This window comes from Pseudarthrobacter sp. 902506025 (assembly GCF_040702325.1).
In the GTDB taxonomy this organism is placed as follows: domain Bacteria; phylum Actinomycetota; class Actinomycetes; order Actinomycetales; family Micrococcaceae; genus Arthrobacter.
In genome coordinates, this window is sequence record NZ_JBFBKW010000001.1 from 45,964 (window position 1) to 69,402 (window position 23,439).

Below are 23,439 nucleotides of genomic sequence, written 5' to 3' on the forward strand. Positions count from 1 at the left end.
CCGGCCTAGCCGTCGAAGCCGTCGTCGTCCAAAGCATGGCCGTGGCCGCCCGCGTTGGCCGGCTGGCCGTTGCCCGGGGCCTGTTCCCCGGCGTCGATGCTGCCCGGGGCGGACGAGAGCAGCTCCCGCAGTCCGTCCTCGGCAGCAATGGTGGTGACGAAGAAAAGTTCGTCCCCGCCGTCGATGACGTCGTCCCTGCTGGGCGTGATCGGCGCCTGGTCCCGCAGGATGGCCACCAGGGTGGCGTCCTCCGGCCAGTGGATGTCTCCCACGGTCATGCCGATGACGTGGGAGTCGTGGGGCACGGTGAATTCCACCAGGGACGCCACCCCGGTCTGCAGCGTCAGCAGGCGGACCAGGTCACCGATCTCCACTGCCTCCTCCACGAGGGCGGTCATCAGCTGCGGGGTGTTGACGGCTACATCAACACCCCAGGAGTCATTGAACATCCAGTCATTCTTCGGGTTGTTCACCCGGCCCACGGTGCGGCCAACACCGAACTCGGTCTTCGCCAGCAGGGACACCACCAGGTTCACTTTGTCATCGCCCGTTGCGGAGACTACGACGTCGGCGTCCTCCACCTTGGCGCCCTGCAGCGTGGAGAGCTCGCACGCGTCGCCCACCAGCCAGTGGGCGCCCCGCAGGCCGCTGCGGCCGATCACCTCGGGCTTGAGGTCGATCAGGAGGATCTCGTGCTTATGCGCCAGCAATTCCCTGGCGATGGATGATCCGACGCTGCCGGCGCCGACGATAACGACTTTCACTGGTACTCCTTGGCGGGGGCTTTGGCGAGGATCTGGGCGATCTGGGCGCTGCGGTCCACCTGCAGCATGGCGTGCACGGTGTCACCGTCCTGGTACGCCGTTCCGGCGCCAGGCAGCAGGCCCTCGCCAAAGCGGGTGACATAGGCCACGCGGACATCGGCGGCCTTCTCAATGCTGCTGATCCGGTGCCCGATCCAGCCGGCGTCCAGGTCCAGTTCAGCCAGGACCAGCCGGCCCGAGGGCTCACGGAAATCACCGGCGAGATGTTGTTCGGGAAGGATGCGGCGCAGCACCTGGTCCGCGCTCCAGCGGACGGCGGCCACCGTGGGGATGCCCAGGCGCTGGTAGATTTCGGCGCGACCCGGATCGTAGATCCTGGCGACGACATGCGGAACGTGGAAGGTCTCGCGGGCAACCCGGGTGGCCAGGATGTTTGAGTTGTCACCGCTGGAAACGGCGGCGAAGGCGTAGGCCTCGCCAACTCCTGCCTGCTTGAGGGTCTCGCGGTCAAAGCCCACACCGGTCACCTTCCGGCCGGTGAAGCCCTGGCGGAGCCGGCGGAACGCGCGGTCATCCTGGTCGATGATGGCCACGGAATGACCGGCATCCTCCAGCGTGTGCGCCAGCGTTGCCCCCACCCGGCCACATCCCATGATCACGAAATGCGCCACCGTATCTCCTTTGTATCTAAGTCAGGATCGTGCAGCTAGAACTCTACCGGCATGGCCCTTGTTAGGCCTGGCAGCGGCCCGTCATGACATCGTCCGCGAATCAGACTAGCTTTGTGGGGTGTTGACAATACTGAACGCCGTCAAACGCGTGCTGGTGGGCAGGCCCTTCCGGAATGACCGACTGGCCCACACCCTCCTTCCCAAGAAGATCGCATTGCCGATCTTTGCGTCCGATGCCCTCTCGTCCGTAGCCTACGCACCGGACGAGATCCTGCTCACCCTGGCACTGGCCGGTGTCAGCGCCGTGGCGATCTCTCCGTGGGTCGGCCTGGCGGTGATGGTGGTGCTGCTGACCGTGGTGGCCTCCTACCGGCAGAACGTCCACGCGTACCCGTCAGGCGGCGGCGACTACGAGATCGCCAACGAGAACATGGGCAAGTACGCCGGCCTGACGGTGGCGTCTGCCCTCCTGGTGGACTACGTCCTGACCGTCGCCGTGTCGATGTCCTCCGCCGCGGCGTACCTGACCACGGCTGTGCCCTCGCTGCACGGCGAGCAGGCCGTCATCGCCACCATCGGCGTCGTCATCCTGGCCCTGGTGAACCTGCGCGGCATCAAGGAAGCGGGCAGCGTCTTCGCCGTCCCCACCTACATCTTCATGGCGTCCATCCTCGGCATGACCGCGGTGGGCATGTTCCAGGCCGCCACGGGGCAGTTGGGCGAGGCGCCGTCGGCTGCGTTCACCATTGTTCCCGCCGAAGGCTTCGACCAGGGCCTGGTGGGCCTGGCCGGCGCCTTCCTGCTGCTGCGGGCCTTCTCTTCGGGCGCCGCGGCCCTGACCGGCGTCGAAGCCATCAGCAACGGCGTTCCCAACTTCCGGCACCCCAAGAGCAAGAACGCAGCCACCACCCTGCTGCTCCTGGGCGTGATCGGCGCCGCCATGCTGGCGGGCATCATCTACCTGGCAAATGCCACCAAGGTCCACATTGTGCTGGACCCCGCCAAGGAATTCCTGCTGAACGGCAGCCCGCTGCCTGAGGGCTACATCCAGAACCCGGCCATCAGCCAGATCGCGCAGACCATCTTCGGCGAAGGGTCCATCCCCTTCTACATCGTGGTGGCCGCTACCGGCGTCATCCTGGTGTTCGCCTCCAACACCGCCTTCAACGGCTTCCCGGTCCTGGGTTCCATCCTCGCCCAGGACGGCTACCTGCCCCGCCAGCTCCGGACCCGCGGCGACCGGCTCGCGTTCAGCAACGGCGTGCTGGCCCTCGCGGCAGGCGCCCTGGTGCTCATTATTTCGTTCGACGCGGACGTCACCAAGCTCATCCAGCTCTACATTGTCGGCGTCTTCATTTCCTTCACGCTCAGCCAGCTCGGCATGATCCGGCACTGGGGGCGCGAGCTGAAACTGGCCAAGGACAAGGCCGTCCGGCGGAAGATGATCAAGTCCCGGACCATCAACAGCATCGGTTTCGGCATGACCGGCCTGGTGCTGGTCATCGTCCTCATCACCAAGTTCCAGCAGGGCGCCTGGATTGCCCTGCTGGCCATGTTCATCCTCTTCCTGATCATGTGGAGCATCCGGGCCCACTACGACAACGTCGCCAAGGAACTCGCCGTGGACGAGGACTCCTCACCGCGCGCCCTGCCCACCAGGGTCCACGCCGTCCTGCTGGTCTCCCACGTCCGCAAGCCGGTGCTGCGGGCCCTGGCCTACGCGCGGGCATCCCGCCCCTCCCGGCTGGACGCCATCACCGTGGACATCGACCCGGACGAGACCGCACACACCATCGCGGACTGGGAAAAACTTGAGATCCCGGTGCCGCTGACCGTGCTCGCCAGCCCGTACCGCGAGACCGTCACGCCCATCATGGACTACGTCAAGCAGATGCGCCTGGATTCCCCGCGGGACCTGGTGGTGGTCTACATCCCCGAGTACGTGGTGGGCAAGTGGTGGGAGCAGTTGGTTCACAACCAGACCGCCCTCCGCATCAAGACCCGGCTGCACTTTGAACCGGGAGTCATGGTGGCCAGCGTTCCCTGGCAGCTCAAATCCTCCGAAGAAGCCAAGAACCTCCAGGATGTCCAGTGACCGCCAACCCTTCCGCCGCTTTGCCGGCATCAGATACTTCCCTGCCCGCAGGGGATGAAACCGGCCACACCGGTGAGGAGGCCGTCCTCGACGTCGGTCCGGTGGCCCACGGCGGGCACTGCGTGGCGCGCCATGAGGGCCGCGTGGTCTTTGTCCGGCACGCCATTCCGGGGGAGAAGGTCCGCGTCAGGCTCACCGACGCCGCGGACGGCGCCAAGTTCTGGCGGGCCGATGTCATCGAGGTGCTGGAAGCATCGCCGGACCGGGTGGAACACTTCTGGCACGTGGCCGATTCCCTGCGCGGCTGGGGCCACGGCCACCCGCCGGTGGGCGGGGCCGAGTTCGGGCACATGACCCTGGCCCGGCAGCGCAGCCTGAAAGCGGACGTCGTGGCAGAACAGCTCACCCGGCTGGCCGGCTTCGACCAGGTGCCGTCCGTATGGACCGGCGGGGTCGAACGCGTAGGGGAAGCGGACGACGGCGGCACCGGCCTGGGGTGGCGCACGCGGGCGAGTTTTTCGGTCACCCCGGGCGGCAGGCTCGGGATGCACGCCCACCGCTCCAACCACATCGTTGCGGTGCGGGAGATGCCCCTGGCAAGCGAAGCCATCAACACCCTGCGCCTGTGGGACCTGGACCTGCAGGGCATCGAACGGGTTGAGGTGGCCGCGCCGGCCAACGGTTCCCGGCCCCTGGTGCTCCTGGCCCCCGCGCCGGGCACCAAGGACAAGCGGCTGCGGGCGATCGCCGCGGCCCTGCCGGCGGACGCATCGGTGGCAGCCTTCGATCCGCTGGCCGGAACCGTCACGCAGCTCCGGGGACGCACCTGGGTGCAGGAAACCGCCGCCGGACATGAATACCGGGTGACCGGCGAGGGTTTCTGGCAGATACACCGCGACGCGCCCGGGACCCTTGTGGGTGCTGTCACAGAATTCCTCCGGAAAGGTGACTTCCTGAACCCCGGAGCCGTGGTGGCCGACCTCTACGCGGGCGCCGGGCTCTTCACTGCCGTGCTGGCTGATGCCGTAGGGGAGACGGGGTCCGTCCTCTCGGTCGAAGGGGCGCCGGGGGCAAGCCGGGATGCCCGGAAGAACCTGCACTCCGCACCGCAGGTGGAGGTGGTCCAAGGGCGCGTGGAGCAGGTCCTGCGCCAGAAACCGCGGAACTTCGACGCCCTGGTCCTCGACCCTCCCCGCGCCGGAGCCGGGAAAGCCGTCGTCGGCCAACTCGTCGCGTCGCAGCCCCGGGCCATTGCCTATGTGTCCTGCGATCCGGCGTCGTTCGCGCGTGACCTCGGTTACTTCCGACGCTCCGGGTGGGAGCTCGCCGGGCTGCGGGCCTTCGACCTGTACCCCCACACCCACCACCTCGAGACAGTGGCACTGCTGACTCCGGCTCCATGATGCCGCCACGGTTTTCGACTACGATGGCCGTAGTAGTCCCACGTCGCGCCCGAATTCTCGGCCGGCCGTGTGCAAATTTTCGGGCCCTGGAACTACTTAGGGCTTCCTAACTAGCAGGCGGTCAACCGCGCGACAAAGATGAAACTGTTGCGAGAGGAGTCCTGCGATGAGCACTGTGGACAGCTTCGGTTCAAAAGGCAAACTTAATGTAGCCGGAACCGAGTACGAAATTTTCCGGTTGAACTCCGTTGAAGGTGCAGAAAACCTTCCGTTCAGCCTCAAGGTATTGCTTGAAAACCTGCTGAGGACCGAGGACGGCGCGAACATCACTGCCGATCACGTTCGCGCTTTGGCAGGCTGGGATCCGAATGCGGAACCCGATACAGAAATCCAGTTCACGCCGGCGCGCGTGATCATGCAGGACTTCACCGGTGTTCCCTGCGTGGTCGACCTGGCCACCATGCGTGAAGCCGTCAAGGACCTGGGTGGCGATCCCAAGCGGGTCAACCCGCTGGCACCGGCCGAAATGGTCATCGACCACTCCGTCCAGATCGACGCCTTCGGCAACTCCGGCGCACTGGAGCGCAACATGGAGATCGAATACCAGCGCAACGGTGAGCGCTACCAGTTCCTGCGCTGGGGCCAGACCGCATTTGACGACTTCAAGGTGGTCCCCCCGGGAACCGGCATCGTGCACCAGGTCAACATTGAATACCTGGCCCGCACCGTCATGACCCGCGAAGTGGACGGTGCACTGCGCGCCTACCCCGACACCTGCGTTGGCACCGACTCGCACACCACCATGGTCAACGGCCTGGGCGTGCTGGGCTGGGGCGTGGGCGGCATCGAAGCCGAGGCAGCAATGCTCGGCCAGCCCGTCTCCATGCTCATCCCGCGCGTCGTGGGCTTCAAGCTCAGCGGCAGCATCCCCGCCGGCGCCACCGCAACCGACGTGGTGCTGACCATCACCGAAATGCTGCGCAAGCACGGCGTGGTGGGCAAGTTCGTGGAGTTCTACGGTGAGGGCGTCGCGGCCGTGCCGCTGGCCAACCGCGCCACCATCGGCAACATGAGCCCCGAGTTCGGCTCCACCGCCGCCATGTTCCCCATCGACGACGTGACCCTGGACTACCTGCGCCTCACCGGCCGGTCCGAGCAGAACGTTGCCCTCGTGGAGTCCTACGCCAAGGAACAGGGCCTGTGGCACGATCCTTCCCGCGACATCAAGTTCTCCGAGTACCTGGAACTGGACCTGTCCACGGTTGTTCCGTCGATCGCCGGCCCCAAGCGCCCGCAGGACCGCATCGAGCTGACCGAGGCCAAGGACGAGTTCCGCCACGACCTGCTCAACTACGTCTCGCACGACGCGAACGCGGGCACCCTGGACGAGTCCCTCGAGGAGAGCTTCCCGGCTTCGGACGCGCCGTCCTTCACGGGCGGAGCGACCCATATCTCGGACACCGACCGCGAACCGCCGAAGTACTCCGCAGCGCATGGCGGCGCCGGGCGGATCTCCAACCCGGTGCCCGTAAAGATGGCTGACGGCCGCGAGTTTGAGCTGGACCACGGCGCGGTAACCATTGCGTCCATCACGTCCTGCACCAACACGTCCAACCCCTCGGTCATGCTCGCCGCCGCCGTGCTGGCGCGCAACGCCGTCGAAAAGGGCCTCACCGCCAAGCCGTGGGTCAAGACCTCCGTCGCCCCCGGCTCCAAGGTAGTCACCGACTACTACGAGAAGTCCGGCCTGACCCCGTACCTGGAGAAGCTCGGCTTCTACATCGTGGGCTACGGCTGCGCCACCTGCATCGGCAACTCGGGCCCGCTGGAAGCAGAGATCTCCGAGGCCATCCAGGCCAACGACCTCGCCGTCAGCGCCGTCCTGTCCGGCAACCGCAACTTCGAAGGCCGCATCAACCCGGACGTGAAGATGAACTACCTGGCGTCCCCGCCGCTGGTCATCGCCTACGCCCTGGCCGGTTCCATGGACTTCGACTTCGAGGCCGACCCGCTCGGTAAGGACGAGGCCGGCAACGACGTCTTCCTGAAGGACATCTGGCCCAACCCGGTTGAGGTCCAGCAGGTCATCGACTCCTCGATCGACAAGGACATGTTCGCCAAGGGCTACGAGGGCGTCTTCGAGGGCGACGACCGCTGGAAGGCACTGGACACCCCCGCCGGCGACACCTTCGCCTGGGACCAGAACTCCACCTACGTCCGGAAGCCCCCGTACTTCGAGGGCATGAAGGCCCAGCCGGAGCCCGTCAAGGACATCTCGGGCGCCCGCGTGCTCCTGAAGCTCGGCGACTCCGTCACCACCGACCACATCTCCCCGGCCGGTTCCTTCAAGTCCGACACCCCGGCCGGCCAGTACCTGCTGGCCAACGGCGTGGAGCGCAAGGACTTCAACTCCTACGGTTCGCGCCGTGGCAACCACGAAGTGATGATCCGCGGCACGTTCGCGAACATCCGTATCAAGAACCAGCTCCTGGACGGCGTTGAGGGTGGCTTCACCCGCGACTTCACCCAGGCTGACGGCCCGCAGGCATACGTCTACGACGCCGCGCAGAACTACCAGGCAGCCGGCACCCCGCTGGTGGTCCTGGCAGGCAAGGAATACGGTTCCGGGTCATCGCGCGACTGGGCTGCCAAGGGCACCGCACTGCTGGGCGTCAAGGCCGTCATCGCCGAGAGCTACGAGCGCATCCACCGCTCCAACCTCATCGGCATGGGCGTCCTGCCGCTGCAGTACCCGGCCGGCGAGAACGCTGCCAGCCTGGGCCTGACCGGCACGGAAACCTTCTCGGTGGAGGGCGTCACCGCCCTCAACGAGGGCAGCACGCCCAAGACCCTGAAGGTCACCGCCACCGCAGAGGACGGCTCCTCGAAGTCCTTCGACGCGGTGCTCCGCATCGACACCCCGGGCGAAGCGGACTACTACCGCAACGGCGGCATCCTGCAGTACGTGCTGCGCCAGATTTCCGCCAACTAGCGGGAACTGCCGCCCAGGCACCAACCTCCCCGAAGCCCCGGCCGGTCACCGACCAGCCGGGGCTTCGGCTTTGCATTCACACCAAGGCGTTAGAGTTAAACGGCACGTCTACCACCCGAAGGAGGGGTCATTGGGAATCTTGGACACCATCCGGAATCCGCAGGACCTGAACGAGTTGACCGAGGAACAGCTGGAACAGCTGGCTTCGGAGATCAGGGATTTCCTGATCACGAACGTCTCCCAGACGGGCGGCCACCTCGGGCCCAACCTCGGCGTCGTGGAACTGACGCTGGCCGTGCACCGCATCTTCGAATCCCCCCGCGACAGCATCGTCTTTGACACAGGGCACCAGTCCTACGTCCACAAGCTGCTCACCGGACGCCAGGACTTCAGCACGCTCCGCCAGGAAGGCGGGCTCTCCGGCTACCCGGACAGGGCCGAATCGGAACACGACATTGTGGAAAGCTCCCACGCGTCGTCGTCCCTGTCTTGGGCCGACGGCATTTCCCGGGCCCGCCAGCTCACCGGCGAAGGTGACCGGCATGTGGTGGCCATCATCGGCGATGGTGCCCTCACCGGCGGCATGGCCTGGGAAGCCATCAACAATATCGCGGCTGACAAGAAACGCCGCGTGGTCATCGTGGTCAACGACAACGGCCGGTCCTACGCCCCCACGGTGGGCGGCTTCGCGGACTACCTTGCCTCCCTGCGCCCCACCATCGACTCCTTCCGCGCCGCTCCCGCATACGAGGGCGCGCTTGACTGGTGGAAGAAGAAGCTCCAGGACGGCGGCCCCGTGGGGCAGTTCACCTACAAGAGCCTGCACGCCATGAAGAAGGGCATCAAGGACTGGTGGGCGCCGCAGGGCATGTTCGAGGACCTCGGCATGAAGTACATCGGCCCGGTGGACGGCCATAACCTCCAGGCCATGGAGCACGCGCTCTCCACTGCCCGGAACTACGGCGGCCCCGTGATCGTCCACGCCATGACGGAAAAGGGCCACGGCTACGCTCCGGCCCGGGCCCATGAAGCGGACCAGTTCCACGCTGTCGGCATCATCGACCCCGAAACGGGCGAGCCCACCGGCGCCGGCGGCGCCCAGTCCTGGACCTCCGTGTTCGCGGACGAGATCGCCGCCATCGCCGACGAACGCGATGACATCGTGGGCATCACAGGGGCCATGCTGATCCCGGTGGGCCTGCACAAATTCGCGGCCAAGCATCCCAAGCGCGTCATCGACGTCGGCATCGCGGAACAGCATGCGCTCACCGCAGCCGCGGGCATGGCTTTCGGCGGACTGCACCCGGTGGTGGCGGTGTACGCCACCTTCCTGAACCGGGCATTCGACCAGCTCCTCATGGACGTCGCCCTCCACAAGGCCGGCGTCACGATCGTCCTTGACCGGGCCGGCGTTACCGGCCCGGACGGCGCCAGCCACCACGGCATGTGGGACATGGCCATGGTCCAGATCGTCCCCGGATTGCACCTTGCCGCGCCCCGCGACGCCACTCGGCTCCGCGAGGAGCTGCGCGAAGCCGTTGCCATCAGCGATGCCCCCAGCGTCGTCCGCTTCTCCAAGGGATCCGTTGGCCCCGCCGTCGAGGCCCTGGAACGGCTCAGCGACGGCGTGGACATCCTGGCCCGCAGGCCGTCAGGCTCCACGGAAAACGACGTGCTGATCGTCAGCGTGGGCGCCATGGCCGAACTGGCCCTGGACGTTTCCAACCGGCTTGGCGCGCAGGGCATCAGCACCACCGTGGTGGATCCCCGCTGGGTCCTTCCCGTCCGCCGTTCCATCATTGCGCTGGCCTCACACCACCGCCTGGTGATCTGCATCGAAGACGGCGTCCGCGCAGGCGGCGTCGGCTCGCGTATCCGGCAGGAGATGCGTGCCGCGGGCGTCGACACCGCCCTGAACGAGGTGGGCCTGCCGGTGGAGTTCCTCGACCACGGCACCCGCAACCAGGTGCTGGAGCGCGTTGGGCTGACCGCCCAGCAGATCACGCACGACGTCGTCGCACAGGTCCTGGGAACGAAGGTTCCCTTTGCGCGGCCCCTCCCCGGGCAGCAGCACCCCACCACCGGCAGCCTTCCGATCCTGTGAGGGACGAGGACGAACTGAAGTACCCCGGGCCGGCGGGGGAGTCCGGACCGGTCCTGCACACCACCACCACACGCGTTCCCAACGGGCTGGAGCCGGGCCAGCTGGTGGTGTCCAGGAACCGCAAATGGAACGGCAAAGCCCACTGGGTAGTGCCGGGGCGGTACGTGGGCGAGGACCAGCACGGGTGGTGGATCTTCCAGGGCACCAACGAGTTCTGTTCCCGGCCCGGCGCCGCGTTCTACACCCGTTCGGACGCTGTCCTGCTGGTGCCGCGCCAGGGTGACTGGGTGGCCACGTTCTACGACTCCGCCCACCCCGGCGGAGTGCGGGTCTACATCGACCTCGCCGTGGGCCACGAGTGGACACACATCCGGCCGGCGGTAACCGAGTTCCATGTCATCGACATGGACCTGGACGTCATCCGCACCGCCGACCGCGGCGTCTTCATCGACGACCAGGACGAGTTCGCGGAGCACAGCGTCTCCATGCGCTACCCCCACCGTCTGATCAAGGACATCCAGGCCGCGGCGGACGGGCTCTACCACGCCGTCAAGGCACAGCACGCGCCTTTCGACGGCACCGACGTTGAATGGTTTACCAAAGGACGCACCACATGAGCGGCATTGTCAGGGTCTACAAACGCGACGACGAGGGCGCCCTCCAGTTCCGGGAAGCCTGGTTCGACGAGGAGTACTCCCAGTTCGTGATGAACTTCGGTGCCGTGGGGCACCAGAGCAAGACCGAGGAAACCGACGTCCCCGATGCCGGTGCTGCAGACGGCCTCCTGGACGCCTTTGCCGCACAGTGCGCCGAGGACGGCTACGCGGAGATCCCCAATGAGGAGCAGTTTTGGGTGGTGGCACAGTTCGCCCTCAAGACCAGGGAAGGCACCGACCGGGACCGCCGCCTTGAGCAAAAGGCCAAGGACGCCCTCATCGGCCACCTGGCCTGGCGCGGCCTGGGAACGGTTGAGCGGTCCGAATTCACCGACTACAAGCTGAATATCTTCTGCCTGTGCCCGGACGTCAACAAGGCAGTCAACGCCATCAAGGTGTGCGCCCGCGGCGAGGACCTCGACTTCACCAAGCTCAGCATCGCGGCCGCCCCGTTCAACGACCCCGACCAGTACAAGCTCAAGCACTCCGCCAAGACCGCCAGCAGCTTCAGCCTCTAGGAGACCTCCGTGACCAGTTACCGCCGCGTTGGAAAATCAGGCCTCACCGTCTCCACCGTTGGCCTGGGCTGCAACAACCTGGGCCGCGCCAACACCGCCACGGAGTCGCAGGACGCCACGGACGCGGTGGTCAACGCCGCCATCGACTCCGGCATCACGCTGTTCGATGTGGCAGACAACTACGGCAGGGAACCGGGACTCAGCGAAACCATGCTGGGCAACGCCCTCGGCAGCCGGCGCGGTGACGTGGTGGTTGCCACCAAATTCGGGATGGATGCCAAGGGGGCCAATGGTCCGGACTTCGGCGCCCGTGGTTCCCGGCGGTACATCATCCAGTCGGTGGAGGCCTCGCTGCGGCGGCTCGGTACCGACTGGATAGACCTTTACCAGTTCCACACCCCCGATCCGCTCACGCCCATCGACGAAACCCTGTCCGCGCTGGACACCCTGGTCCGCAGCGGCAAAGTCCGCTACATCGGCCACTCCAACCGCTCCGGCTGGCAGATCGCCCAAGCGGAATACGTGGCCCGCGAACTGGGCACCGCACGGTTCATCTCCTCGCAAAACCACTACAACCTCCTGGACCGGCGCGCCGAACTGGAGGTGACCCCGGCGGCGGAGGAATTCGGCCTGGGCGTCCTGCCATACTTCCCGCTGGCCAACGGCCTGCTGACCGGCAAGTATTCGCCGGGCCACGCTCCGGAAGGATCCCGGCTCAGCCACACCCGCACCAACATGGTGGACGACGCCGACTGGGACCAGCTGGGAAGGTACAGCGCCTTCGCGAAGGAGCGCGGCCTGACCGAGATCGAGGTGGCCTTCTCCTGGCTCGCCGCCCAGCCCTCGGTGGCGAGTGTCATCGCCGGCGCCACCAGGCCGGAACAGGTCCAGCAAAACGCGGAAGCGGCGGACTGGGTGCCCACCCCGGAGGACCTGGCCGCCCTGGACGGGATCTTCCCCGCCGTGCCCAAGGTCGCGCTCTTCTAGGCAACAGTGCCCGCCTACCTCCTGGACGTCGATACCGGCATCGACGATGCCCTGGCCCTTGCCTATCTTGCCGCCCTCCCGGACACGGAGTTCGTGGCGGTCACGGCCACCCCGGGCAACGTCGACGCCGACCAGGTGGCGCGCAACACCCTCGCCCTGCTGGAGCTGTGTGGCCGCCCTGGAGTGCAGGTGGCGGTGGGTGCCCGGAAGCCCCTGTCCATCCCCCTGATCACGACCCCGGAAACGCATGGGCCGCAGGGAATCGGCTACGCGGTGCTGCCTGAACCATCAGGCCAACCCAGTCCGCAGAATGCAGTGGACCTGTGGATCGAGCACGCCAGGGCCAGGCCGGGGGAGTTGACCGCGCTCATTACCGCTCCGCTCACCAACTTCGCTTTGGCCCTGCGGCAGGAACCGGAACTTCCCGATCTCCTGGCCAAAGTGGTAATCATGGGCGGCGCCTTCTACCACCAGGGCAACACCACACCCACCGCCGAGTGGAACACCCACGTGGATCCGCACGCGGCCAGGGAGGTCTACGCCGCCTACCGCGGCCGGCCGCTGGAGAAACTGCCCATCGTCTGCTCGCTGGACACCACAGAACGCATGGAAATGCACCCGGCCCACGTCAGGGCGCTGGCCCGGGCTGCGGGCGCCGCCGTTCCGGAGCTGGTACTCCCGGAAGACCCTGAGGGCCGCCGCAGCACTTCCGACAACACCCTTATCAGGCACCTTTCGGACGCCCTGCGCTTCTACTTCGAGTTCCACCGGCTCTATGACCAGGGCTACCTTGCCCACGTCCATGACTTCTTTGCCGCCGGGGTGGCCGCCGGCACCCTTGAGTACGCCGCGCGTCCGGCCACGGTGGACGTCGAAACGGAATCGGGGCTCCTCATGGGAACAACCGTGGCAGACTTTCGCGGGCTTTGGGGCGCACCCCCGAATGCCCGGATCGTGTCCGCCAACAACCCGGAGCAGGCGTTCGGTGAGCTGGTGTCCGCCGTGGGGCGCCTGGCCCGGAAGACGGGGTGAGGCAGGCGATCCACGGCCGGCGCGGCAGGAACATCCTGCCCGGGACGCTGCCGGAGGATGGCCGGTAGAATGGGCTCCGGACCGGCCCGGCGCAGTTGCCGCCGGCTGCTGCCGAGGTGACATAGGCAGCCACATCCCGGCCCGGTACTGCCGGGCCACTGCCTGCACCCCAAAGGAACATTCCCCATGTCATCGCCCTCTTTGACGCTTCCGTCCCAGGAACGCCCCGCGGCCCGCCGCCGGCTGCTGGAGATCCTCGGCGCCCTGGCCATTGCCGCCACGTACGTCTACCTGGTCCTTAATCAGCCCGCAGACATCACCGGGGGTCCAGGCAGCGCATCGGCCCTGATCGCCCTCACCGGTTTCCTGGCAGGGGCGGTCCTGCTGATCGTCGCCGTGCTCCCCACCCTTCCTGCCTCCACCCTGGTGCTGATCCCGGTGGCGCTAGTCCTGAACATCGTGCTGGGCCAGTTTGTCGGCAGCACCCTGGTTCCCTTCTACCTCGACGCCATCGGCACGGTGCTGATCGCCGTTCTGGCCGGCCCGGCCGCCGGCGCCGCCACCGGCGCGCTCAGCAGCATTGTCTGGTCCTTCTTCAACCCCACCGTGCTGCCGTTCGCGGCAGGAGCCGCGCTCATCGGCTGCCTGGCCGGCCTCGCGGCACGCTACGGCCTCTTCCGCCGCTTCTACCTTGCCCCGGTTGCCGGCTTCGTCACCGGGATCATTGCAGGCGTCGTGTCCGCCCCCGTGGCTGCCTTCGTCTTCGGCGGAACGTCGGGCGTTGCCACCGGCGCTATCGTCAGTGCCTTCCGGGCCATGGGGGACACCCTCCTGGCCGCCATCACCAAGCAGGCACTCCTGTCCGACCCCATGGACAAAGCCATCGTGTTCACCATCGTGGCCGTCCTGGTCTACGCGCTGCCGCGCCGGACGCGGCAGCAGTTCCGCTTCATCCGCCGCCACCGGGTGCTCGCCGGCAGCAGCCCGGCCCCGCAGCCGGATGCGCGCGCCGACGCTTCGAAGCAGGCACCGGGTACTGCGTCGGGACCGGCCAGCGATTCAGCCCTGAACGGCTGACCCAAGCACCGTGACAGCATCCCCGGCGGGCAGGACCGCGGCCCCGGCCAGGCGGGAGCGGCTTAATCCGCTGACCTCACTTGCCGCTGCCGCCAGCACCGCGGTCATGACGACGGCGGCAGCAAGCTGGGTGCTCTCAGGCACCGTGGTTGCCGGCTGCCTTGTCCTGTCACTTGCCACGGGCGCGGCCCGCCGCGTTGTGCCGGCTGGCGCGGCAGTCCTGGTCCCGCTCGGCCTTTCACTGCTGGTGCTGCACGGCCTCTTCTTCCCGGAAGGAAGGACCGTGCTGGCAGAGTGGGGACCTGCCCGCATCACGGCAGAGGGCCTGCAGTTTGCCGTGCAGCGCATCCTGCAGCTGGCCGCGGTGGTCCTGGCCCTGCTGCTGTTTTCCTTCAGCGTGAGCGTCCCGGACCTCGTGGCGGCCTTGTCGGCCCGCGGCGTGCAGGGCCGGTTCGCTTTCGTCCTGGCCTCCACCCTGACCCTGCTGCCGACCATTGCCGGCCGGGCGCGCCGGATCCGGGAAGCTCAGGAATCGCGCGGCCTGGTCATCAGCCGCGGGCTGCTGTCCAGGGTGGCGGCGTTCCGGCTGCAGGCGGTTCCCCTGGTCCTGTCCCTGATCGAGGATGCAGGGACCCGGGCTGCTGCCCTGGAAGCTCGTGGACTGGGCAACCCCGGACCACGGACCACCTACCGGGAAGTGCCCGATTCCACCGCCCAGCGGGCAGTGCGGGCCGTCCTGGTGGTGGCGGCACTGGCCGCACTGATTCTCCGGGTGGTGCAGTCCGGTGCCTGAACGCATGGCTTCTGCCGGCCGCGCCGTCCCCCTGGACAGCCCCGTGCTGGCTGCCGGGATCCGGAACTTTACCTTCCACGACGGGCATGCCCCCGCCCTTCATGACCTGGCTGTTTCCGTTGCGCCGGGCTCCTTCACGGCCATCCTCGGCGCATCCGGGAGTGGCAAGTCCACCCTGGGCCGGTTGCTGTCCGGCTGGCTGGCACCGGGCGGCCACGGCAGGCTGGCGGGATTCCTTGAGCTGGCCGGCACACGGCTGGACTTCGACGGCGGCACCGGGGACCCCCGGATCGATCCCGCCCAGTGGGGCCGGCAGGTGGGTTTCGTACCCCAGGACCCTGCCGGCGTCCTGTCCACCGTCCGGGCCACGGTGGCCGAGGAACTCGCATTCGGTCTGGAAAACACCGGCATGGACCGTGCCGGGATGAAAGCCGCCGTGGAGCGAACCGCTGCGCTCCTGGGGCTCGCCGGCCAGTTGGACCAGGACCCTGCCCGGCTGTCCGGCGGCCAGCTGCGGCGGCTGGCCATCGGCTGCGCGATCATCCCCGGACCTCCGGTGCTGGTCATGGACGAGCCCTTCGCCTCGCTGGACGCGGCAGGGGCCAACGAACTGGCCGTGTTGGTCCGGGACCTCCTCAAACAAGGCACCGCCGTCGTGATCCTCAGCCAGGCGGTTGACCCGCTGCTACTGGAGGCCGGCACGTGGCTGGTGCTGGCGGACGGCACGCTCACCTCCGGCGGGCCTCCTGCCGCGCCCAGGTCCGGCTCCGGGCTCCTGCCACCGGCCATCAGGCGCCTCGACCTGGAAACCGCTTCGAGCCCCGCGCCCCGGCCCTCCAGCCGCCGGGTGGAGGAGGAGTTACCTGCCGGCCCCGCGGCGCTGGAGCTGCGGGAGGTGTTCTTTGGATACCCGGAAGTGCCCGAACGCCGCCGCAGGCGTCGACGGCAGGAGCCGGGGCCGGACCCCCGCGCAATGGTGCTCCAGGACATCAACCTGTCAGTCCATCCGGGGGAAATTGTAGCTGTCACCGGCCCCAACGGTGCAGGGAAATCAACGCTCCTGAGGCACTTCAACGGCCTGCTCCGTCCCACCGCAGGCACTGTCCTGGTCCGCGGCGGCGACATCGCGGGAGCTCCGGTGGGAAAGACAGCTACGTCCGCCGGCCTGCTCTTCCAGCAGCCCCGTGACCAGCTGTTCGAACGCTCGGTGCTGCGGGAAGTCGGGTTCGGGCTGGACCGCCTGTTCGGTCCGGCGAAGGCGGCCGATTACGCCGCCGCGGCGCTGGAGGCTGTCGGCCTGGCAGGTGCGGCCCAGGAACATCCTGCCGAGCTGCCGGCGTCCGCCCAGCGACTGTTGGCCCTGGCCACCGTCCTGGCCCGCCGGCCTGCCGTCCTGGCACTGGACGAACCGACGGTGGCGCTGGACGGCGACGGACTCGCGCTGCTCGACACAGCCGTACGGTCGGCAGCGGAGGCGGGCGCCGCCGTCGTGCTGGTCACCCATGAACTGGGCTATGCGCGCGCGGCGGCGCACCGCATCCTGTCGCTCGACGGCGGCCGGCTGGTACCGGCCTGACCGCCGGTACGCCTAGTCCCGGGACTTGCTCGACGCGACGCCGGGCGCCAGGAAGCGCTTGCCGTTGACCCGCTCCGATGCGCCCACCCGGTCCAGGTACGGCGTAATGCCGCCCAGGAACATGGGCCAGCCAGCGCCCAGGATCATGCACAGGTCGATGTCCTCGGCGCCGGCCACGACACCCTCGTCCAGCATCAAGCCGATTTCCTCTGCCAGGGCATCCTGGACGCGGCGCAGCACCTGCTCCGCCGAGGACGGGCTGGAGCCAAAGGACATCAGCTCAAGCGTGGACTGGGGGATAGCCCGGGAGCCGTCCGGGGCGGTCTCCCACAGGGCCTTGACGTTGTTGTCGATGAGCTTCTTGAGGTTGTCGGAAACCGGAAAGCGGTCGCCGAAAGCGGCGTTCAGGGACTCCTGGACATGCTGCGCCACGGGCAGGCCCACCATGGCCAGCAGCGTGAACGGTGTCATGGGCAGCCCCATGGGCCGCAGCGCGGCGTCCGCCACTTCCGCAGGGGTGCCCTCGTCGAAGGCAGCCGTCACTTCGCCCATCAGCCGCAGCAGGATGCGGTTGACCACGAACGCGGCCGCATCCTTGACCAGCACGCCGGTCTTCTTCAGGGCCTTGGCCAGTTCAAAGGCGGTGGCGAGCACGGCATCGTCGGTCCGCGGGGCGCGGACGATCTCCAGCAGCGGCATGACGGCCACCGGATTGAAGAAGTGGAAGCCCACCAGCCGCTCCGGATGCTGCAGGTCCGCGGCCATCTCCGTCACCGAGAGGGAGGACGTGTTGGTGGCCAGGATGCACTCCGGCGACACGATGCCCTCCAGTTCGGCGAAGACCTGCTTCTTGATGTGCAGTTCCTCAAAGACGGCCTCAATCACGAAGTCGGCATCCGCGAAGGCTTCCTTTGACACCGAGCCCGTCACCAGCGCCTTGGTGCGGTTGGCAGCGTCCTGGCTGACGCGCTTCTTCGCCAGCAGTTTGTCCACCTCGCCATGGACATAGGCCACGCCCTTGTCCACCCGGGCCTGGTCGATGTCGGTCAGGACCACCGGCACCTTCAGCTGCCGCGCGAAGAGGAGTGCCAGCTGGCCGGCCATCAGGCCCGCGCCCACTACGCCCACCTTGGTGACGGGCCGGGCCAGCTTGCGGTCCGGAGCGCCGGCGGGGCGCTTGCCGCGCTTCTGCACCAGGTCGAGGAAAGCGTAGACGGTGGAGCGGAACTCGTCCGTCTGCATGAGCCCGGCGAGGGTTTCGCACTCCAGTGCGGCGGACTCCGCGGCGGTCATGGTGCGGTTCGCCTCGAGGATGTCCAGGACCGTGGCGGGGGCAGGGGAAGCGTTGGACGTCTTGCCTTCCACGAACTTCCGGCCGGCATCCACGGCGGCGGTCCAGCGGGCCGCGGCGTCAGGGGAGGAGGGATCGACGGCGTTGGGCCGCTCCGGGACCACGTCGCCGGAGATGACGCCCGCGGCCCAGGCCAGCGACTGCTCCAGGAAGTCGGCAGGCTCAACGAGCGCGTCCGCGATTCCGAGACCGAACGCCTGGGCACCGGAAAGGGTCCGGTTGTTGCTCAGCGGGTTCTCGATCATCACCTTGACGGCGTTTTCGGGGCCCACCAGGCGGGGAAGGATGTACACGCCGCCCCAGCCGGGCACCAGCCCCAGGAAGGCTTCCGGCAGCGCCAGGGCGCCGGCGCCTGTTGACACCGTCCGGTAAGTGGACTGCAGGGCAATCTCCAGGCCGCCGCCCAGGGCGGCGCCGTTGATGAAGGCGAAGCTGGGGACGCCCAGGTTGGCCAGGGTGGCGTACACGTCGTGGCCCAGCTGTGCCATCCAGAGTCCGTGCTCGCGCTTTTCCAGGGACTTCACCGCGGAAAGGTCGGCGCCGGCCACCAGGTAGTGCGGCTTGCCGGTGACGCCCACGCCCACGATTTCCCCGCGGGCGGCACGGTCACGCAGGCCTTCCAGCACCGTGCCGAGCTCCACCAAAGTGTTGGGGCCAAGGGTGGTGGGCTTGGTGTGGTCAAAGTCGTTGTCCAGGGTGACCAGGGCAAAGGTGCCCGGGCTGGGCTTCCCTGCAGTTCCCGGCAGGGCGATGTCCTGGACGTAGGAGTGGGTCACGGTTTCGTTGGGGAAGAGGTCCGCCAACTTGCGGTAATCTGCGGCGCTCATGCCATGGCTCCTTCGGAAGCGGTAGCAGCGGTGTCCCCGGCGGGAGTTCCACTGTAGTCGGGGTGGTGCGGGTTCTCCCAGATCACGGTGCCGCCCATGCCCAGGCCCACGCACATGGTGGTCATCCCGTAGCGGACCGACGGATCTTCCTCGAACTGGCGGGCCAGCTGGATCATCAGCCGGACGCCGGAGGACGCCAGGGGGTGGCCCACGGCGATGGCACCGCCGTAGCGGTTGACCCGGGGGTCGTCGTCGGAGATGCCGTAGTGGTCAAGGAAGCTCAAAACCTGGACGGCGAATGCCTCGTTGATTTCGAACAGGCCGATGTCCTCGATGCCCAGGCCGGCGTTCTTCAGCGCCTTCTCGGTGGCCGGGACAGGGCCGATGCCCATGACCTCCGGCTCCACCCCGGCATAGGCGTAGCTGACCAGCCGCATCTTGACGGGCAGGCCCAGTTCGGCGGCGGCTTCCGAGGACGCCAGGACGGCGGCGGTTGCGCCGTCGTTCAGTCCGGCGGCGTTACCGGCGGTGACCCGGCCATGGGCACGGAACGGGGTGCGCAGGCCGGCGAGGTCGTCCAGGGTGGTGCCGGGGCGCGGCGGTTCGTCCTTGCTGTGGACAGTCCAGCCCTCGCCGGGCTTCCGGGCGGCAACGGGAACCAGGTCGGGCTGGATCATGCCGTCCCGGTAGGCGGCTGCCAGCTTGTCCTGGGAGGCCACCGCATAGGCATCGGTGCGCTCCTTGGTGATGGCGGGGAAGCGGTCATGCAGGTTCTCGGCGGTGTTTCCCATGTTCAGGGCTGCCGGGTCCACCAGCCGTTCGGACATGAACCGTGGGTTGGGATCGGCGCCCGAGCCCATCGGGTGGTGGCCCATGTGTTCCACCCCGCCGGCGATGACGACGTCGTAGGCGCCGAAGCCGATGCTGCCGGCCGTGGTGGTAACAGCGGTCATGGCGCCGGCGCACATGCGGTCGATGGCGAAGCCGGGAACCGTGCGCGGCAGGCCGGCCAGCAGCGCGGCGGTCCTGCCGAGGGTGAGGCCCTGGTCGCCGGTCTGGGTGGTCGCGGCGATGGCAACCTCATCGATCCGCTCCGCCGGCAGCGACGGGTTGCGGCGCAGCAGGCCGCGGATGCATTTCACGATCAGGTCGTCGGCCCGGGTCCCGGCGTAGATTCCCTTCTCGCCGGCCCTGCCGAAGGGTGTGCGGATGCCGTCCACAAAGACGACGTCGCGGACAGTGCGCGTGGATGCGCCGCTTCCGTGCTGGCTCACGTGTAACTCCTCATCGAGATGTGGCGCGCCGGGTGCATGCCGGAGGGCGGCAGCAGCCTGGCGTCGGTCACACCGATGTTACTCGTGAGTAACTTAGCCTGCAAGGGGTGGTGCGGGACAGTTACTGGCCGCCGGCCGCGGCGACAGGTTTGGCTTCCTTGGGCGGCAGCGGCTGCGGGTTCAGGAATGCGCCGGCGATCAGCGGTGCACTGAGTTCCACCTGCCACCCGCGGGCCCCGAGCGCCCGCAGCTCAGCGGCAATGGAATCTTCGGTAACGATTGCTGGAGGCCGCCACGCCACGCGCCGCAGGTAGTCGGGCGTCAACAGGTTCTCCAGCGGCAGGTTCAGTTCCTCTGCCTTGGCCTGGAGGAGGGGCCGGGCAGTGGCCAGCCTGGCGGCGGCTTCGGGATCGCGGTCCGCCCAGACCCTCGGCGGTGGCGGGGCGTTAGTGGGCAGGTGCAGGGGCGGCAGTTCCTCCAGGTCCCGTGCTGCGGCGATGCAGCGCAGCCACCGTGGAGCTTCGCGCTGGGCCGCGCGGCCGTGGAACCCCTTGGTGCTGAGCAGTTGCGGGACGGTGGCGGGCATGGCCTTCGCCGCCGCTACCAGGGCGGAGTCCGGAATGAGCCTGCCCGGTGCCACGTCGCGTTTTTGCGCCAGGGAATCGCGTTCCAGCCACAACTCGCGGACAGCGGCCAGTTGGCGGCGGTCCCGGATCTGGTGCAGGCCGGAGGTCTTCCGCCAGGGGTCCACCCGGGGCGGAGCGACGCCGGCTTCGAGGATGGCGGCAAATTCCTGCTCGGCGTACTCCAGCTTCCCGTCCGCCTGGAGCAGTTCAATGAGTTCCTCGCGCAGTTCGGTGAGGACCTCCACGTCCAGGGCGGCGTAGCGCAGCCACGGCTCCGGCAGGGGGCGGGTGGACCAGTCGGCGGCGGAGTGTTCCTTGGCGAGCCCGAATCCCAGGAGCTGTTCGATCACAGCTGCCAGCCCCACGCGGGGAAGCCCGGCCAGGCGTGCGGCCAGTTCGGTGTCGAAGAGCTTGTCCGGCCACATCCCGAGTTCGGACAGGCAGGGCAGGTCCTGGCTGGCGGCGTGCAGGATCCATTCGACGCCGCGCAGGGCGTCATTGATGATGTCCAGGTTTCCGAAGGGTTCGGGATCGATCAGCCAGGTCCCGGCACCTTCGCGCCGGATCTGGACCAGGAAGGCCCGCTGGCCATAGCGGAACCCGGAGGCGCGTTCGGCGTCAACGCCTGCGGGGCCGGTGCCGGCGGCAATGGCGGCGGCGCAGCGCTCCAGGCCGGACTGGGTTTCGATGACCAGGGGAACGCCGTCCCGGGGTGCGTCGAGATCGATGATTTCGGGGATGGGGCTGTCAAAGCCATCCACCGTGATGTGGGGTGCGGCAGCAGCAGCCGGGACGCCGGCTGTGGTGTTTTCCGGAATGTTTGGGGTCATGATGCCCCCAGTTTACCGGGCTGCCCCATAACCGTTCTGCTGGCCGCGGCGCCGGGGCGGAAGGGCCGTCACACCGTCGGGCAGGGGCGGCAGGCCCGCGAACGTGCAGACCATGTCGGACCAGGCTTCCAGGTGTGCCTGGACATCGGAGGAATCCGGCGTCCAGGAGGCCCGGAGCTCGATGTCGATGGAACCCGGGCGCCCGGCCAGGGTGCCGAAGCTTTCGGACAGGACGCGGGTGGCTGTGCCGCCGGCTGCCCTGTAAGCGGCCTTGTGGTTCTCCAGCGCTTCGACCAGCCACGTCCATGCCACGGTTCCCAGCATCTGGTCGTTGCCCATTTCCGGTTCCAGTTCGGCCCGGATGTAGGTCACGATGCGGAACTCGCCGTCCCAGACCGCTGAGCCGTCCGGATCGTGCAGCAGGATGAACCGTCCGGTGGCGAGTTCCGTCTCATCGTCGTCCGCAGCTCCTGCGGCGGTGGTCCCGGATGCTGCTGCGAAAGCCAGTGCCGCCGGTCCGTGGACGGGCGTGGAAAGGCTGCCTGTGCCGGGGGCCATGACTTCGGCACCGAGTGCGACGGCGAACGGAGCCAGCCGCGCAGGGGCAGGGATTTCGGCCAGGTGCAATTCCTTGCGGCACCGGGCTTTCCTGAGGGTTCCCAAGGCGTGGAGGAAATCCGGGGGAACCTGGTCAAGTGCGTTCACCTTGGCAGATTACGGGGCCGGGCGGGGCGGGGCAGGAAGGCTCGCCGTCAACGGACGGTCACCCTGCCTGGCCGTCCCGGTAATCCCGCAGTTCATGGCGGATCGCGGCGGCAAAGGCATCCACATCCTCCTCGGTGGTGTCGAAGGAGCACATCCAGCGGACTTCCCCGGCTGCCTCGTCCCAGTCGTAGAAGCGGAAGGAACTGCGCAGCCGGTCCGCCACGCCGGGTGGAAGGATGGCAAAGACGCCGTTGGATTCCGTCTTCTGGGTGGGGCGGACGCCCTCAATGGTGTCGACGGCGTCCCTCAGCCGGGAGGCCATGGCGTTGGCATGCGAGGCGGAGCGCAGCCAGAGGCCGTCTTCGAGCAGGGCGATGAACTGGGCGGACATGAACCTCATCTTGGATGCCAGCTGCATGTTCATCTTGCGCAGGTACACCAGGCCGTGGGCGGCCTCAGGGTTCAGCGCCACCACGACCTCGCCGAAGAGCAGTCCGTTCTTGGTCCCGCCGAAAGAGAGGATGTCCACGCCGGCGTCCCTGGTGAAGGCCCGCAGGGGGAGGTCCAGGTGGGCGGCGGCGTTGGCCAGCCGTGCCCCGTCCATGTGCAGCTTCATGCCCTTTGCGTGGACATGGTCGGCGATGGCCCGCACTTCCTCCGGGGTGTAGCAGGTGCCCAGTTCAGTGGTCTGGGTGATGGAGACGGCCAGCGGCTGCGCACGGTGCTCGTCGCCCCAGCCCCAGGCCTCAATGTCGATCAGCTCCGGGGTCAGCTTGCCGTCCGGGGTGGGGACCTGCAGCAGCTTCATGCCGCCGATGCGCTCGGGTGCCCCGTTCTCATCCATGTTGATGTGGGCGGTGGAAGCGCACACCACGGCGCCCCAGCGGGGGAGCAGGGACTGCAGCGAAAGGACATTGGCGCCGGTCCCGTTGAAGACCGGGAAGCATTCGATGCCCGGGCCGAAGTGTTCAACCATCAGTTCCTGCAGCCGTGCGGTGTAGAGGTCCTCGCCGTAGGAAACCTGGTGCCCCTCGTTGGCTGCAGCCAGGGCTGCCAGCACCTCGGGGTGGACGCCGGAGTAGTTGTCGGAGGCAAAGCCGCGCACGCTGGGGTCGTGCAGCCGCAGCGTCGAGCGTGTTTCTGCTGTTGTCGTCATAG

At 67.8% G+C, this 23,439-nt stretch carries 18 protein-coding genes; 11 read left to right on the forward strand and 7 right to left on the reverse strand.

Annotation, left to right across the window (positions count from 1 at the left end; translation table 11 throughout):
• Positions 1–5: 5 nt before the first annotated feature.
• Both AB0280_RS00185 and AB0280_RS00190 read right to left on the reverse strand, forming a co-directional pair.
• Positions 6–764 carry a potassium channel family protein gene (locus AB0280_RS00185; RefSeq protein ID WP_224025715.1) on the reverse strand — a complete coding sequence of 253 codons (759 nt, stop codon included), beginning with the start codon at positions 762–764 and terminating at the stop codon, positions 6–8.
• Complete coding sequence (locus tag AB0280_RS00190; RefSeq protein WP_159632173.1) at positions 761–1,435, reverse strand: potassium channel family protein; 675 nt, start codon at positions 1,433–1,435, stop codon at positions 761–763. Before AB0280_RS00190 ends, AB0280_RS00185 begins: the two co-directional genes overlap by 4 nt.
• 118 nt (positions 1,436–1,553) lie before the next feature.
• Between AB0280_RS00190 and AB0280_RS00195 the strand changes: the two genes are divergently transcribed.
• From AB0280_RS00195 to AB0280_RS00245, 11 genes are all read left to right on the forward strand, one after another.
• Positions 1,554–3,530, forward strand: a complete 1,977-nt coding sequence (locus AB0280_RS00195) for an APC family permease (protein ID WP_159632172.1) — start codon at positions 1,554–1,556, stop codon at positions 3,528–3,530.
• Between the two features lie 41 nt (positions 3,531–3,571).
• Positions 3,572–4,933: a class I SAM-dependent RNA methyltransferase gene (locus AB0280_RS00200; RefSeq protein WP_366366233.1), complete on the forward strand. Its 1,362-nt coding sequence runs from the start codon at positions 3,572–3,574 to the stop codon at positions 4,931–4,933.
• A gap of 166 nt (positions 4,934–5,099) precedes the next feature.
• Positions 5,100–7,925 carry an aconitate hydratase gene (locus tag AB0280_RS00205; protein WP_159632171.1) on the forward strand — a complete coding sequence of 942 codons (2,826 nt, stop codon included), beginning with the start codon at positions 5,100–5,102 and terminating at the stop codon, positions 7,923–7,925.
• A 130-nt stretch (positions 7,926–8,055) separates the two neighbouring features.
• Positions 8,056–10,029, forward strand: coding sequence for a 1-deoxy-D-xylulose-5-phosphate synthase (gene dxs, locus AB0280_RS00210; RefSeq protein ID WP_159632170.1), 1,974 nt, complete (start codon positions 8,056–8,058; stop codon positions 10,027–10,029).
• Positions 10,026–10,646, forward strand: a complete 621-nt coding sequence (locus tag AB0280_RS00215; RefSeq protein WP_275181061.1) for a DUF402 domain-containing protein — start codon at positions 10,026–10,028, stop codon at positions 10,644–10,646. The genes dxs and AB0280_RS00215 overlap by 4 nt, the downstream gene beginning before the upstream one ends.
• Positions 10,643–11,203, forward strand: a complete 561-nt coding sequence (locus AB0280_RS00220) for a hypothetical protein (RefSeq protein ID WP_275181063.1) — start codon at positions 10,643–10,645, stop codon at positions 11,201–11,203. Before AB0280_RS00215 ends, AB0280_RS00220 begins: the two co-directional genes overlap by 4 nt.
• A gap of 9 nt (positions 11,204–11,212) precedes the next feature.
• Positions 11,213–12,190 carry an aldo/keto reductase gene (locus AB0280_RS00225; protein WP_307489581.1) on the forward strand — a complete coding sequence of 326 codons (978 nt, stop codon included), beginning with the start codon at positions 11,213–11,215 and terminating at the stop codon, positions 12,188–12,190.
• 6 nt (positions 12,191–12,196) lie between these two features.
• On the forward strand, positions 12,197–13,222 hold the full coding sequence (locus tag AB0280_RS00230; protein ID WP_159632166.1) for a nucleoside hydrolase: 1,026 nt from the start codon (positions 12,197–12,199) through the stop codon (positions 13,220–13,222).
• A 186-nt stretch (positions 13,223–13,408) separates the two neighbouring features.
• Positions 13,409–14,299 (forward strand): ECF transporter S component, encoded by an 891-nt coding sequence (locus AB0280_RS00235; RefSeq protein ID WP_307489579.1) that lies wholly within the window; start codon positions 13,409–13,411, stop codon positions 14,297–14,299.
• Positions 14,300–14,309: 10 nt separating this feature from the next.
• Positions 14,310–15,092, forward strand: coding sequence for an energy-coupling factor transporter transmembrane component T (locus AB0280_RS00240; protein WP_307489578.1), 783 nt, complete (start codon positions 14,310–14,312; stop codon positions 15,090–15,092).
• Positions 15,093–15,096: 4 nt separating this feature from the next.
• On the forward strand, positions 15,097–16,668 hold the full coding sequence (locus AB0280_RS00245; RefSeq protein ID WP_307489576.1) for an ABC transporter ATP-binding protein: 1,572 nt from the start codon (positions 15,097–15,099) through the stop codon (positions 16,666–16,668).
• A gap of 12 nt (positions 16,669–16,680) precedes the next feature.
• Here AB0280_RS00245 and AB0280_RS00250 read toward each other — a convergent pair whose 3' ends face one another.
• The 5 genes from AB0280_RS00250 to AB0280_RS00270 all read right to left on the reverse strand — a co-directional run bounded on the left by AB0280_RS00250 (position 16,681) and on the right by AB0280_RS00270 (position 23,437).
• Positions 16,681–18,846, reverse strand: coding sequence for a 3-hydroxyacyl-CoA dehydrogenase NAD-binding domain-containing protein (locus AB0280_RS00250; protein ID WP_307489574.1), 2,166 nt, complete (start codon positions 18,844–18,846; stop codon positions 16,681–16,683).
• Positions 18,843–20,120: a thiolase family protein gene (locus tag AB0280_RS00255; protein WP_159632162.1), complete on the reverse strand. Its 1,278-nt coding sequence runs from the start codon at positions 20,118–20,120 to the stop codon at positions 18,843–18,845. Before AB0280_RS00255 ends, AB0280_RS00250 begins: the two co-directional genes overlap by 4 nt.
• Before the next feature lie 121 nt (positions 20,121–20,241).
• A complete protein-coding gene (locus AB0280_RS00260; RefSeq protein ID WP_307489572.1) occupies positions 20,242–21,576 on the reverse strand; it encodes an HRDC domain-containing protein in 1,335 nt (444 codons plus the stop codon).
• 12 nt (positions 21,577–21,588) lie between these two features.
• Complete coding sequence (locus AB0280_RS00265; RefSeq protein WP_307489570.1) at positions 21,589–22,281, reverse strand: DUF3000 domain-containing protein; 693 nt, start codon at positions 22,279–22,281, stop codon at positions 21,589–21,591.
• A 58-nt stretch (positions 22,282–22,339) separates the two neighbouring features.
• Entirely contained in the window at positions 22,340–23,437 is a 1,098-nt protein-coding gene (locus AB0280_RS00270; protein ID WP_307489568.1) for a threonine aldolase family protein, read from the reverse strand.
• Between the last annotated feature and the right edge of the window lie 2 nt (positions 23,438–23,439).